Raw genomic sequence first — 13,597 nt, 5'->3', positions numbered from 1 at the left:
GTCCGGCTCGGAGGCACCATCGGTCGGGGATCAGCCCGCATAGCGGGTCAGGCCTTCGAATTCGCCGATGTTGACCTCGACTTCGCTTCCGACACTGACTTTCACGCCGGTCCGACCGACTCGGAAGAGACGCATGAGATGTCCCCAGGTAGACAGTTCCTGCCCGAACGGTCTGCCGTATCGCCCTTCGAGCGCCTGGGCCAGCCACCATCCCAGTCCAAGCACCTCCCGCGTCTTGTAGGTGACGCCCCGTGGCGGATAGGCCAGGACATTCACGGTCCACGTGCCGAGGTGCTCCTCCGCGTACCACCCCTCACCGATCAGGGCGGGTCGGCCATGACGCTCCCCGGCAGTTGCCCCCATCTTCGTAAGGACCTCAATCGCAGGCTCTCCACGCAGTAATCCGTCTATCAGGTCCAGGACTTGGGGAATCGTCAGGCCCGGTTGCATGGGACGAACCTCCCGAACGCGCGGCCCAGGACGATTGGGACGGGCGGGCCCCTCCTCCACAAGGGCACGCAGCTTCTCCAAACTGATGCCCGTGCGCGGCGTGTCCTCTACGTCATCCCAGCCCGGCTCGGGGATCGGGATCTCCGCTCCGAGGGTGCTGTAGCGACCTGGCGTCATGATGAATAGGTCCCCGGTGCGCAGATCGAATCCCTCGACGTCGAGAAGTCGGATGTCCGCGGCCAGCCCGCCTCCCGCCAGCCCCGCCAGGATATCGGCGACTGTCAGACGATGGTGGCGGAGCACGGTCGGGGGGACCAACAACCGGGCAGGTTCGGCCTGCCCGTCACGGCTCGTGGCGACGATCTCGATGCCCTCGGGGTTCGCCGCCACGCGGACTTTGCTCCAGGGGGAGGTCTCGGGCATCTCCCACAGGTAGGCGAAGTACCTGCGCCATTCCGGCGGAGTGAGTGCCACGTCCAGGGGCCAGTCATCCATTACGGGGTCTAGGGTGTTCTCCACTCCCGCCCAGGTTGCGACCGTAGTAGCCGAATCGGGATCCCACATCTCCACCAGACGGTCATTGGGCTCCTGATCGATCCCGACCGACCACAGGTAGGGAAGCGAGTGGTCCAGGACGCCGTACTTGAACCACCGGTACTCGATGTCGTCGACCACCTCCGTGCTGAAGGATTGCACCTTAAGGCTGTAGTCGGTACCGATCCCCTTGCCAGCACCGACCTGCACGACGCGATCATCAAGGAACCAGCGGAACCTTACGCCCGGCCCCACCATCTCCCGTGGTGGTGAGCCCAGGAAGTCGGCTGTGTCCAGGAGGAACCGGTGCACGTCCTCCTGGCTGACATCAACATCGAGCAGGGCTGCGGCTCGTTCCTCCAACACAGCGGTAGGGGCGTCCATCTGTTCTCCTCCGGTGTCGCAGACGCTCGCGAGTGCGGGGGCGATCGTAATGAACGCCGACGATACCGCCACACCGGCCTGCCAGGGATCCGATACGTCGGCGATTGACCGTACGCTCGGGTGTGCATGTTGAGGAGGAGCCGATGGAGATACCTATCGGGGTCAAGGGGAGAATCCTTGCGGGAGAGTATGCGGGCTGGGACGTCGAAGTCATGTATGACGCCGAGGGGACTGGTGGCTACTACATTTTCCTCACCCGCGGCGAGCAGGGCTACGACGACTGGGTGGAGGACGCCGACAGTGTCCGAGGCTACTTCGAGGAAGCGAATTGGCCTATCGACTGGGGGCGCGGCGACCCGCGACCGCATCGATGACTGACCTGAGCATGTAACTGGTGCCGGTCTCGGTGAGGGGTGGAGGCGGAATGGTCACGGGACGGCTAGGCTGGGGGCGTGAAGATCTTGCTGCTGGGGTCCGGCGCGCGCGAGCACGCCCTGGCCCGCGCCCTCGCTTCCGACCCCGCCACCACCGAACTCGTCGTCGCCCCCGGCAACCCCGGCACGGCCGACATCGCCACCAACATCAAGATCGACCCCACCTCCCCGGAAGAGGTGGTGGACCTGGCCACCCAGATGGTCGCCGACCTGGTCGTCGTCGGCCCGGAGGCACCACTGGTCGCCGGGGTCGCCGACGCCGTCCGCGACGCCGGCATCCCCGTCTTCGGGCCCGGTGCCGAGGCCGCCCAGCTGGAGGGATCGAAGTCCTTCGCCAAGCGGGTGATGGCCTCGGCCGGCGTGCCCACCGCCGACTCCGTCACCTGCACGACCGAGGCCGAACTGGACACCGCCCTGCGCAACTACGACGCGCCCTACGTCGTCAAGGATGACGGCCTGGCCGCCGGCAAGGGCGTTGTGGTCACCTCCGACCTCGAGGCCGCCCTCGCCCACGGGCGCGCCTGCCTGGCCAAGGAGGGCGGGGCCGTCGTCGTCGAGGACTACCTCAATGGTCCGGAGGTCTCGCTGTTCTGCGTCTGTGACGGCGCCACCGTCCGCCCACTCGCCCCCGCTCAGGACTTCAAGCGGCTCGGCAACGGCGACGTCGGCCCCAACACCGGCGGCATGGGCGCCTACACGCCGCTGACCTGGGCACCCGATGACCTGACCGAGCAGGTGCTGCGTGAGGTCGCCCAGCCGGTCGTGGACGAGATGGCCCGCCGCGGCACCGCCTTCATCGGCCTGCTCTACTGCGGCCTGGCCCTGACCGACAAGGGCCTGCGCGTGGTCGAGTTCAACGTCCGCTTCGGCGACCCCGAGACCCAAGCCGTCCTGGCCCGCCTCGACTCCCCGTTGGCCGAACTGCTGCTGGCCGCCGCCACCGGACGCCTGGCCGAGGTTCCCGCCCTGCGGTGGGCGGACCAGGCCGCCGTCGACGTCGTCCTGGCCGCCCCCGGCTACCCCGGCACCGTCACCACCGGCGGCCTGATCACCGGCATCCCCGACGCCGAGGCCCTCGACGGTGTGCACGTCCTGCACGCCGGCACCGCCCGCGACGACGACGGCAACCTGATCGCCTCCGGCGGGCGGGTGCTGTCCGTGGTCGCCCTGGGGGAGACGGTCGCCGACGCCCGCGCACGCGCCTACGAGGCCATCGACAAGATCCACCTCGACGGCGCCCAGTACCGCACCGACATCGCCGCCGGCCGCTGAGCCGATCGGTTCTTCCGCCTGCACGTCCAGTCGCTGCGGCGGTCAGCGGCGCGTCTGCGTGTCGGACCTGCGCGGGGGGAGCGTGTGTGCACTCCGCGGCATCATGTGCGCAGTGGCGGTGTCGCGTGTGCAGCGGGGCCGGATGACGCACCCGAGGGAGGGGCACCCGCGGCGTGCGGGTGTCATGGATTGCACCACTTTACCCGTCTGTCTGATGCCCGTGACTGACTATGGTCGCGGAATTGCGCGGTTCTTGTGAAGCCTGGGCGGCGCTGACCGGCGAAAGTGGTGCATTCTGTGCCAGGTGCGGCGCAGCCAGGACCGTCATCCGCCGACGTTGCGCGGCAGGAGGGGCGGGTCTCGTAGCGTGTCGTCCAGATCCGCCGAACGCATGAGTTCCCCTTACGCACACGAGTCTTGGAGCTTTGCCGGTGTTTAGCGCGTGTATAACTCCGAATCTCGTGTGTCTGGCGACAATGCACGCGTATGTACCTAGTGCGCGTGCGTGACACGGTCACAGGTGATGGCTTGCGCTCCGCGCCTCGCCCGTCACCGCCTGCGGTGGCAGGATGGGCCCATGAGCGTAACCAGCAGCCCTGACGTCGCCGCCCCGCCGGGAGCCGCACAGTCGTCGGCCCCCGCCCTGCCCGGCTGGAAACATGTCTCCTCCGGCAAGGTGCGCGACGTCTACGCCCCCGCCGAGGTCGGCCCCTGGTCCGGGCAGGACGTGCTGTTGCTGGTCGCCTCCGACCGCATCAGCGCCTACGACCACATCCTGTCTACCCCGGTGCCGGACAAGGGCAAGGTACTCACCGCCCTGTCCGTGTGGTGGTTCGAACAGCTCGCCGACATCGTCCCCGGCCACGTGGTCAGCCTGGACGTGCCGGCCGCGGTCGCCGGTCGCGCCATGATTTGCCGGCGCCTGAAGATGTACCCGGTCGAATGCGTCGCCCGCGGCTACCTCACCGGCTCCGGCTTGGTCGAGTACCGCGAGTCCGGCACCGTATGCGGCCTGCCCCTGCCCGCGGGCCTGACCGAGGCGTCGCGCCTGCCAGAGCCGATCTTCACGCCCGCCGCCAAGGCCGAACTCGGCGAGCACGACGAGAACGTCTCCTTCGAGCGGGTGGTGGAGATGGTCGGCCGCGAGGCGGCCGAGGCGCTGCGCGAGACCACCCTCGCCCTGTACTCCCGCGCCGCTGATATCGCCCGCGAGCGCGGCATCATCCTGGCCGACACCAAGTTCGAATTCGGCCAGGACCCCGCCACCGGCGCCCTGATCCTGGGCGACGAGGTTCTCACGCCCGACTCCTCCCGCTTCTGGCCCGCCGATGCCTGGACGCCCGGCCGCCCCACCCCCTCCTTCGACAAGCAGTACGTGCGTGACTGGCTCACCTCGCCCGCATCCGGCTGGGACCGCGGCTCCAATGCCGCCCCGCCCGCCCTGCCCGACGACGTCGTGCAGCGCACGCGGCAGCGGTACCTGGAGGCCTACGAGCGCCTTACCGGCAGCCCCCTGGAGCTGGCATGAGTGCTCCCCAGGCGACTCCCGACCCCACGGCCGTGCGCACGACCCGCAGCTTCCAGCCGGGGCCCGGCTTCGTAATCGCGCTGGTTGCCGTCGGCGCGGTGCTGCTGTTGGCGCTCGTGGCCGCCGCCGCCAGCGCCTTCGGTGCGCCCGGTCTGTCCGCGATCCTCGGCGGCGTGGCGCTGGTGATAGTGGGAGTCGGGCTGCTGTTGCTGCTGCGCGTGCCGGCGCGAAGCGTCGTCGTCAACGCACCCCGGCTGCGGCTGGAGCGCAACCGGGCGCGGATGGCGCGGCGGCGTCGCGGGACGCAGCAAGCCGCCGCGACGGGGTACCCGGAAGAACCGGCCCCGCTGACGGTGCCCGGCACCGACCTGATCATTCCCGACTCCGGTGGGCGACGGGAGCTGACCACGCTCGACGTCGTGAGCGGGCCGCTGACCACCGCGCTCGCCACCACCGCCGCGGGGCGGAAGGCCGACGAGTTGCTGGCCGGAACCACCATCGGCGAGACGCTGATCCGGGTCCTGCAACTGCTCGCCGGAACGCTCGGCTTCCTGCTGCTCGCCCTCGGACTCGCCTCGATCCTCGGGCAGGTGATCGTGTGACGCCGCCACGCGACCGTCGTCGGGAGGATGAGCGCGGTCCCGTCGACTGGGGCATGGGGGAGCGCGCCAGGGCCTACGCCGCCCAGGGCGGCACCCGGGCCCGCGCCTATGCAGCGCCGGACACGGATACCGAGCCCGACGTTGACTGGGGCGCTCCCGCCTCTCCCGGAGGCGCACAGCGCCGCCGCAACGACACCGGCACCGACTGGGGCGTGGGGCGCGGGCCCGCTTCCGCCGCCACGCCCGGTCGCACCCCCTGGCCGCAGGCGGTGCGCCGCCAGCGCCTGGCCGGCATCGTGTTCGCCATGGTCGGGCTGGCGCTAGCCACCTGGTCGGCCATGCACCTGGCCGCCAACGCGGAGGCCGGCCACCCGTGGCTGCCGCCCTGGCTGGTGGTTGTGCTCGGCGGGGCCGGGCTGGTCTCCGCCGCCGGCTACCTGGCCTGGGCCGGCGGCACGGCCGTGCGCCATGAGGCCGAGCGGTGGGAGCCCACCGTCGTCGACGCGGCGGCGGGCCTGACCGCGGGCGTCGTCGACGCCGCCGACCCCCACCACCTGCTGGCCGGCGCGGGCCTCGGCGGGCCCGCACTGCCACCGGGGCAGCGCAATGTCGGTGTCGGCGGCTCCGGTGTGAGGGTCGACTCCGGACCTAAACCGGTCATGGGCACCTCCACCATGGACCAGTCCGTGCACGCCCCGGCGGGTGTGGCCGGCGCGGTCGGCGGCTTCATGCTCGCCGCCGCGGTGGTGTGCGCGATCCTCGCGCTGGTGCTGGGCAGCGAATGGCTGTTGGGCACGCTGGCTCTTGCCATCGGTGGCATCCTCGCCGTCCGCCTGGCCGGCGACTGGCTCGGCACGATCTAGCTCGCCGAGGTCGGTCGTTGTTACGTGCCGAGGTCGGTTGATATGGCGGGCCATGCGATTCATGCAGGCCCGGGCCGGTAGGCTGGGCCCGGACCCGCTCCCGCCCGACCGCATCCAGGAGGACCGATGGGACGCATCGTCGTCGAGGTCATGCCCAAGCCCGAGATCCTTGACCCGCAGGGCAAGGCCGTAATGAGCAACCTACCCCGCCTAGGATTCGACCAGTTCACCGGCGTGCGCCAGGGCCGCCGCTTCGAGCTCACGGTTGACGGCCCCGTCACCGACGCCCACCTGGCCGCCGCCGCCGAGGCCGCCGAGAAGCTTCTGTCCAACCCGATCATCGAGGACGTCGTCTCCGTAACCGCCGACCCGGCCGACGGCGCGGACGCCGCGTCGAACCCCGAGGAGGCCTGAGTGACCCGCATCGGCGTCATCACCTTCCCCGGCACGCTCGACGACGTCGACGCCGCCCGCGCGGTCCGGCTCGCCGGCGCCGAGTCCGTCTCCCTGTGGCACAAGGATGCCGACATCCACGGCGTGGACGCCGTGGTGGTCCCGGGCGGCTTCTCCTACGGCGACTACCTGCGCTGCGGCGCCATCGCCCGCTTCGCCCCGGTCATGGACGAGGTCATCGCGGCCGCTGGGCGGGGCATGCCGGTGCTCGGCATCTGCAACGGCTTCCAGATCCTCACCGAGGCCCACCTGCTGCCCGGCGCGCTGATCCGCAACGACCACCAGAAGTTCATCTGCCGCGAGCAGCGCCTGCGCGTGGAATCCACCACCACCGCCTGGACCAACCTGTTCGATGAGGGGGAGGAGATCGTCGTCCCGCTGAAGAACGGCGAGGGCAACTTCATCGCCTCCCCCGATGAACTGGACCGCCTCGAGGGCGAGGGACTCGTCGTCTTCCGCTACCTGGACAACCCCAACGGCTCCGCGCGCGACATCGCCGGCGTGCGCAACCAGCGCGGCAACGTCGTCGGACTCATGCCGCACCCCGAGCACGCCGTCGAGCCCGGCTTCGGCCCGGACTCTCCGGCCGGCGCCCGCCAGGGCGTAGACGGCCTGCGCCTGTTCCAGTCCGCCATCAGCGCGCTGGTCGGCGCCTGAGTTCGAGTCGCTGGCCGGCGTCACGCCGGTTGCGCGTCAACTGCACCGCCCGGCGGCCTACTCCGTACGTCGCCTTCGGCCATACCACCGACGGCAACGTGGCGTACCAGCAGCGTTCGGGACCGTCATGCGGGCGCGCCGCAATTGTGGGCAAAAGTAGGGACGATCGTCCCATTGCACTTAGTTAAGTAAGTGAGTTAAGTTGCGGTGGTCGGTAGAGACCGCGACCGATCCAGCGGCGACACCCTTCCCCGGCCGCGTCGAGAGGTCCTCGCCAACGATGGCGAATACGGAAAGTAGGCACGCAATGCAGCTGCGCAACATCCCCATCACCCGCCGCTCCTTCCTGGCCTCGACGGCGGCGGTCGCCGCCGTCGGCACCCTCGCCGCCTGCGGAGGCGGCTCAGGCTCCTCCGGCGGAGGGGCGGGCGGCTCCGGCGGCACCCTGACCATCTTCAACGGCGCCACAGGTACCGTCACCGCCAACTTCAACCCCCAGAGCCCCACGGCGCTCCAGCCCACCCGCGGCGTGATCTACGAGCCCCTGTTCTTCTACAACCTCGTCACCGGCGAGGACCCCCAACCGATGCTGGGCACGGAGTACAGCTGGAACGACGACGGCACGGTCCTAACGGTCAAGACCCGCGAGGGCGTCACCTGGTCCGACGGCGAACCCTTCACCGCCAACGACGTGGCCTTCACCTTCAACCTCATCCAGAAGACGCCGGCATTGAACACCTCCGGGCTGGCGGCGACGGCCGAGGCCCCCGATGACACCACCGTCGTGCTCACCTTCCAGCAGACGTCCTTCACCTCGGAGGCGGACACCCTGGGCAACCAGGCGATCCTCCCCGAGCACCTGTGGAAGGACGTCGCCGAACCCGACACCTACACCAACGAGGAGCCCGTCGGCACGGGCCCCTTCGTGCTGGACAGCGTCTCCTCTCAGTCCTACTCCCTGGTCGCCAACGAGAACTACTGGAACGGCAAGCCGAAGGTCGAAGAGATTCGCTACATCTCCTTGGAGAACGCCGACTCGGCCTCCGCCTCGCTGGTCGCCGGCGAGGTCGACTGGATGAGCGCGTTCCTGCCGAGCATCGACGACATCATTGCCTCCAATCCCGACCTCACCTACGTCAACACCCCGACGCTGACCAGCTGCATCTACGCCTCCTGCAACCCCGACCTCGGCTCCACCGGCCCACAGACCGACAAGGCGGTGCGGCAGGCGATCTACTACGCGATGGACCGCAGCCAACTCAACCAGCTGGCCGGCGGCGGGCTCGCCGGCGAGGCCTCCCCGTCCTACCTGGTTCCCGGGCGCGACGACGACTGGATCGCCGACCAGGACAACCTGGTCGTGCCGCAGAGCCCCGACGTCGACAAGGCCAAGCAGATCCTCGAAGACGCCGGCTGGACCGAGGGGTCCGACGGGGTCCGCGTCAAGGACGGCGAGCGCCTGGCACTGAACATCCAGACCGTGACCGGCTGGTCGGACTTCATCTCCATCAACGACACCCTGGTGCAGCAGCTCGCCGAGGTCGGCATCGAGCTGAGCACCTCCCAGGTGTCCTGGAACGAGTGGAACCAGAAGGAGGTCACGGGCGACTTCCAGCTCTCCCTGGACTCGCTCAACCTGGGCGCCTCCACCGACCCCTACTTCACCTACAACCGCATGCTGCACTCCGACAACACCGAGCAGGTGGGGGACTCCGCCACCGGCGGTAACTACAGCCGCTATGTGAACGAGAAGGTTGACGCGGCCATCCGCGCCGCCGGGCAGACCAACGACCCCGAGGAGAAGAAGGCGCAGTACGCGATCGTCCAGGAGCAGATCGCCGAGGACCTGCCCTACATCCCGATCTACGTCAACTCCATGCTCACCGAGTTCAACACCTCCCGCTACACGGGCTGGCCCACCGAGGACGATCTGTACGCGCTGCCCGCCTCCTGGGGCAGCTGGTCTACCGGCATCATCCTGCAGCGGCTGGAGCCCGCGTCCTGACCCGCGGCGACGGCGGACTCACACAGGTGAGTCCGCCGCCACCGTATGCAGGCACCGGCTACTCGGAACCCTAAGGACCCCAGGTTGCGTTTTCTCCTACGAAAGATCGGGTTTTACGCCATCGCCCTGTGGGCGGCCGTAACCCTCAACTTCCTCCTGCCCCGGCTGCTGCCGGGCAACCCCGTTGACATCATGGTCTCCCGCCTGGCCACGCACGGTCAGGTCAGCCCCGCCACGCGGCAGGCGATCGAGGCCCTGCTGGGCGCCGACACCGGTGCGAGCATGTGGGATCAGTACGTGCAGTACCTGGGCCAGCTGCTGCGCGGCGACCTCGGCGTATCCGTGGCCTACTTCCCGACCCCGGTCGGGCAGGTCATCGGTCAGACGCTCCCCTGGACGATCGGGCTCGTCGGGCTGGCGACCATCATCTCCTTCCTGCTCGGCATCGTGCTGGGTACGGCCGCCGGCTGGAAGCGCGGACACCTCTTGGACAACATCATCCCCGGGCTGACCATGCTGCAGTCGGTGCCCTACTTCTGGCTCGCACTGATTCTGCTGTTCCTGTTCTCCTCCACCTGGCGGATCTTCCCGATCCACGGCGGCTACGACGTGTACGGCACCGTGGTCGGACTCAACTGGCCGTTCATCAAGTCGGTCGTCTACTACGGAATCCTGCCGGCGATCACCATCGTCATCTCCTCGGTGGGCGGCTGGACGCTGGGCATGCGCAACATGATGGTGTCCACCATGAGTGAGGACTACATCCTCACCGCGGAGGCCAAGGGCCTCACACCCCGCCGCATCCGCACCTGGTATGCGGCCCGCAACGCCGTCCTGCCATCCATCTCGGGCTTCGCCATCTCCCTGGGATTCGTGGTCGCCGGCTCGCTGGTCACCGAGCAGGTCTTCTCCTACCCCGGCATCGGCACCGCCCTGTACCAGGCAGTGAACAACAACGACTACGCCCTCATGCAGGGGATCTTCCTGGTGATCACCCTGTCCGTGCTGGGCGCCAACCTGATCGTCGACCTGCTGTACGGCGTCATCGACCCGCGCACGCGCGCCCGCGGCTGAAGGGGGCTCCACCATGTCCACGCAAACCTCTACCGCGGCCGGCAGCAGGCCCGCCCGCAGGAGCGGCAGCCGTTTCCGCCTCCGCGTCACCCCCAAGCTCGTCGTCGGCACCACGATCGTCGTGCTCACCATCCTGTTCGGGCTCGTCGGACCGCTCGTGGTCGGCAACCCCTCGACCGTGCGCAACCTCGGCATGACGGCGCCTTCCGGCGAGTTCCCGCTGGGCACCACGCAGACCGGGCAGGACGTACTCGCTCAACTCACCCACGCCACCCGCGGATCGCTACTGATCGGGCTGATCGTCGGCAGCCTCACGCTGCTGCTGTCCGCGTTCTTCGGAGTCGTGGGCGCCTTCATCGGCGGCATCGTGGATGACCTGTTCTCCCTGTTCACCAACATCATGCTGGTGATCCCCGGGCTCCCGCTGGTCATCATCATCTCCAGCTACGTGCCCAAGAAGAGCATCTGGCTGGTGGCCTTCATCCTCTCGCTGACCAGCTGGGCGGGGTCCGCGCGGGTGCTGCGCGGCGTCACCCTATCGGTGCGCAATCGCGACTACGTGCTGGCGTCCCGCGTGAGCGGGGAGAAGACCTGGCGGATCCTGACCATAGAGATCCTGCCCAACCTGATCCCGCTGCTGGCCTCCCAGGTGGTCGGCGCGGTCATCGCCGGCATCCTCGGCGAGGCCGGGCTGTCCTTCCTCGGCCTGGGTGCTTCGGGCTCCTTCACCTGGGGCACGATGCTGTTCTACGCCCAGAACGGACTGGCGCTCAGACTCGGCGCCTGGTGGTGGTTCGTGCCGCCGGGCCTCATGCTCGCGCTCTTCGGCGCGGCACTGTCGATGATCAACTACTCGATCGACGAGACCATCAACCCGAAGCTGCGGGCGGCCACGGACGCGAAGAAACGCCGTCGTGCACGCAAACGCTCCGAGCCCGCCCGCAACCGCATCCCCCAGAAGGTCGCCGCATGAGCCCCCGAACCATCCCCGACGGCGCAACCGGCCGCTTCGCCCGCCCCGCCGTCCTCGATATTGAACACATGTCGATCGACTACGACGTCGACCCACCCGTACATGCCGTCAAGGACGTGTCCCTGACCCTGCACCGCGGTGAGATTCTGGGCCTGGCGGGGGAGTCCGGCTGCGGAAAATCAACGCTCGCCTACGGCGTGGTCCAACTGCTCAAGGACCCGGCCCGCCGCGTGAGCGGCTCCGCGGTCTTCCACTCCCGCGAGGGCTACGACATCGACCTGACCGCCCTGACGGGCGCCGACCTGCGGGCCGTGCGCTGGGACAAGATCGCCATGGTCTTCCAGGGGGCGATGAACTCCCTGAACCCGGTGCTCAAGGTCAAGACCCAGCTGGGCGACGTGCTGACCACCCACCGTCCGGAGATGAGCAAGCAGCAGCGGCTGGAGCGCAGCGGCGAACTCCTGGAGAGTGTGGGCGTGGACCGCAATCGCCTGGACGCCTACCCCCACGAGCTGTCCGGCGGCATGCGGCAGCGCGTCATGATCGCCATGGCGCTCGCCCTCGAGCCGCAGATCCTGATCATGGACGAGCCCACCACCGCGCTCGACGTCGTCGTCCAGCGGGAGATCCTCCAGGAGATCTCGCGGCTGCGGGAGGAGCTCGGCTTCGCGGTCATTTTCATCACCCACGATCTGCCGCTGCTGCTGGAGATCTCCGACCGCATCGCCGTCATGCGCGACGGCGTGGTCATCGAGCTCGACGACGCCATCGAGCTGTACACCCACCCCAAGGAGGAGTACACCAAGCAGCTGCTCAGCTCCTTCCCGTCGCTGACCGGCGAGCGTGGCGCGTTCGTCCGCACCCGCCGCACCCACGTTAAGGAGCAGTCATGACCGTCCTTGAAGCGCGGAACCTCGTCAAGGAGTACACGCTCCGCAACGGGCTGCACACCTCCACCCTGCGCGCGGTGGATGACGTCTCATTCCGGCTGGTGCCGGGGAAGACCATTGCGCTGGTCGGACAGTCCGGCTCCGGCAAGTCCACCATCGCCAAGCTCCTGCTGCAGCTCGAGTCGCCCACCAGCGGCGAGATCCTGCTCGACGGCGAGCCCGTCAGCCGCCGCGGCCGGGGACTGGCGCGCTACCGCAGCACCGTGCAGATGGTCTTCCAGGACCCCTTCGCCTCCCTGAACCCCTACCACACGATCGGCCACCACTTGGCGCGTCCGGTCCGGCTCCACAATCCGCACCTGGGCAAGGATGCGGTACGCGAGCGGGTGCTGGAGCTGCTGCGCCGCGTGCGACTGGATCCGGCCGACGACTACGCCGATCGCAAGCCGCATGAACTGTCCGGCGGCCAGCGCCAGCGCGTGGCCATAGCCCGTGCCCTGGCCCCGACCCGGGCATCCTCATCGCCGATGAACCGGTGTCCATGCTGGACGTGTCGATCCGCCTGGGGGTGCTCAACCTGCTGGCCGAGCTGCAGCAGGACAACGACCTCGGCGTCCTGTACATCACTCACGACCTGGCCACCGCCCGCCACTTCTCCGACGAGATCATGGTGCTCTACCACGGTGACGTCGTAGAACGCGGGCCGGCAGACACGGTGATCCTCCACCCGAACCACGAGTACACCAAGCGACTCCTGGCCGCCGCCCCCGACCCGGAGCGCCGCCTGGCCCAGCTGCGCCGTCAGCAGGGGGCGAACCAGTGACGCCCCCGGCAAACCCGGGCCCCCAGCGGTGGCTGTTCACCGGCGACTCGATCACCGAGTGGGGGCGCATCGATAAGCGCGACCCGCACGACCTGGGACACAACTACGTGCAGCTCCTGGCCGAGGAACACCTGGCCGGGCGCACGGTCCTGAACACCGGCATCGGTGGGGACCGCCTGGTGGACCTGGCGGAGCGTTGGCAGCGAGACGTTATCGATCTGGCCCCCGACGTGCTCAGCGTCTACATCGGCATCAACGACACCTGGCGACGTTATGACGAGGGCATCGTCTCTCCCATTCCCGACTTCGGACGGCGGCTGCGGGAACTGCTCGCTCCATTCGCCGCCGCCGGCACGCCGCTGGTCCTGGTCTCCCCCTTCGTGCTGCCCTACACCGGGGAGGACCGCAGCTGGCAGGAGGACCTGAACCCGCGGGTGCGGGCGATCGCACGGATCGCCCAGGAGCTCGACGCCGTATACGTGCCGCTGCAAGAACCCATGACGGCGCTCGCGGCCCAAATCGGTGATGCCGCGGTCGCTGCCGACGGCGTCCACCCCACGCCCGCCGGCCACCGCGCCATTGCCGACGCCTGGTGGCAGGCCTGGCGGGCCGCCGGCATGGACGCCCCGGAATCATCCGCACACTGACCACTCAG

General features: G+C 68.9%; 14 protein-coding genes and 1 pseudogene. 14 read left to right on the top strand and 1 reads right to left on the bottom strand.

Annotation, left to right across the window (positions count from 1 at the left end; translation table 11 throughout):
- Window positions 1-30 precede the first annotated feature (30 nt).
- Window positions 31-1,368, bottom strand: coding sequence for a hypothetical protein (locus C3B71_RS14300; RefSeq protein ID WP_108968944.1), 1,338 nt, complete (start codon window positions 1,366-1,368; stop codon window positions 31-33).
- Window positions 1,369-1,511: 143 nt separating this feature from the next.
- Here C3B71_RS14300 and C3B71_RS14295 point away from each other — a divergent pair, with 143 nt between their 5' ends.
- The 14 genes and pseudogenes from C3B71_RS14295 to C3B71_RS14235 all read left to right on the top strand — a co-directional run bounded on the left by C3B71_RS14295 (window position 1,512) and on the right by C3B71_RS14235 (window position 13,589).
- Window positions 1,512-1,742 carry a hypothetical protein gene (locus tag C3B71_RS14295; RefSeq protein WP_073331208.1) on the top strand — a complete coding sequence of 77 codons (231 nt, stop codon included), beginning with the start codon at window positions 1,512-1,514 and terminating at the stop codon, window positions 1,740-1,742.
- Window positions 1,743-1,820: 78 nt separating this feature from the next.
- Entirely contained in the window at window positions 1,821-3,074 is a 1,254-nt protein-coding gene (purD, locus tag C3B71_RS14290; RefSeq protein WP_108968942.1) for a phosphoribosylamine--glycine ligase, read from the top strand.
- Between the two features lie 577 nt (window positions 3,075-3,651).
- Window positions 3,652-4,602, top strand: a complete 951-nt coding sequence (locus C3B71_RS14285) for a phosphoribosylaminoimidazolesuccinocarboxamide synthase (RefSeq protein ID WP_108968940.1) — start codon at window positions 3,652-3,654, stop codon at window positions 4,600-4,602.
- Window positions 4,599-5,204: a hypothetical protein gene (locus tag C3B71_RS14280; RefSeq protein WP_073331199.1), complete on the top strand. Its 606-nt coding sequence runs from the start codon at window positions 4,599-4,601 to the stop codon at window positions 5,202-5,204. Before C3B71_RS14285 ends, C3B71_RS14280 begins: the two co-directional genes overlap by 4 nt.
- Entirely contained in the window at window positions 5,201-6,067 is an 867-nt protein-coding gene (locus C3B71_RS16645; RefSeq protein WP_234415944.1) for a PsbA protein, read from the top strand. The genes C3B71_RS14280 and C3B71_RS16645 overlap by 4 nt, the downstream gene beginning before the upstream one ends.
- A 126-nt stretch (window positions 6,068-6,193) precedes the next feature.
- Window positions 6,194-6,481: a phosphoribosylformylglycinamidine synthase subunit PurS gene (purS, locus tag C3B71_RS14270; protein WP_108968938.1), complete on the top strand. Its 288-nt coding sequence runs from the start codon at window positions 6,194-6,196 to the stop codon at window positions 6,479-6,481.
- The gene (gene purQ, locus C3B71_RS14265) at window positions 6,482-7,177 is read left to right on the top strand and encodes a phosphoribosylformylglycinamidine synthase subunit PurQ (protein WP_108968936.1); all 696 of its coding nucleotides are present in this window, start codon (window positions 6,482-6,484) and stop codon (window positions 7,175-7,177) included. It begins immediately after the preceding gene.
- A gap of 307 nt (window positions 7,178-7,484) precedes the next feature.
- Window positions 7,485-9,182, top strand: coding sequence for an ABC transporter substrate-binding protein (locus C3B71_RS14260; protein WP_073331190.1), 1,698 nt, complete (start codon window positions 7,485-7,487; stop codon window positions 9,180-9,182).
- 84 nt (window positions 9,183-9,266) lie between these two features.
- On the top strand, window positions 9,267-10,256 hold the full coding sequence (locus tag C3B71_RS14255; RefSeq protein ID WP_073331185.1) for an ABC transporter permease: 990 nt from the start codon (window positions 9,267-9,269) through the stop codon (window positions 10,254-10,256).
- A gap of 13 nt (window positions 10,257-10,269) precedes the next feature.
- On the top strand, window positions 10,270-11,229 hold the full coding sequence (locus C3B71_RS14250; protein ID WP_108968934.1) for an ABC transporter permease: 960 nt from the start codon (window positions 10,270-10,272) through the stop codon (window positions 11,227-11,229).
- Window positions 11,226-12,122, top strand: coding sequence for an ABC transporter ATP-binding protein (locus C3B71_RS14245; protein WP_108968932.1), 897 nt, complete (start codon window positions 11,226-11,228; stop codon window positions 12,120-12,122). The genes C3B71_RS14250 and C3B71_RS14245 overlap by 4 nt, the downstream gene beginning before the upstream one ends.
- Window positions 12,119-12,562: pseudogene (locus C3B71_RS17025) on the top strand (ATP-binding cassette domain-containing protein); the annotation flags it as partial. The gene C3B71_RS14245 and the pseudogene C3B71_RS17025, both read left to right, overlap by 4 nt.
- A gap of 98 nt (window positions 12,563-12,660) precedes the next feature.
- Window positions 12,661-12,942, top strand: coding sequence for an ABC transporter ATP-binding protein (locus C3B71_RS16635; RefSeq protein WP_234415942.1), 282 nt, complete (start codon window positions 12,661-12,663; stop codon window positions 12,940-12,942).
- Window positions 12,939-13,589 carry an SGNH/GDSL hydrolase family protein gene (locus C3B71_RS14235; RefSeq protein ID WP_108968930.1) on the top strand — a complete coding sequence of 217 codons (651 nt, stop codon included), beginning with the start codon at window positions 12,939-12,941 and terminating at the stop codon, window positions 13,587-13,589. Before C3B71_RS16635 ends, C3B71_RS14235 begins: the two co-directional genes overlap by 4 nt.
- Window positions 13,590-13,597: the final 8 nt, after the last annotated feature.

The sequence above is a fragment of the Actinomyces sp. Z16 genome (assembly GCF_003111765.1).
GTDB classification, from domain to species: domain Bacteria; phylum Actinomycetota; class Actinomycetes; order Actinomycetales; family Actinomycetaceae; genus Actinomyces; species Actinomyces glycerinitolerans.
This window is presented reverse-complemented; position numbering and strand designations above follow the sequence as displayed.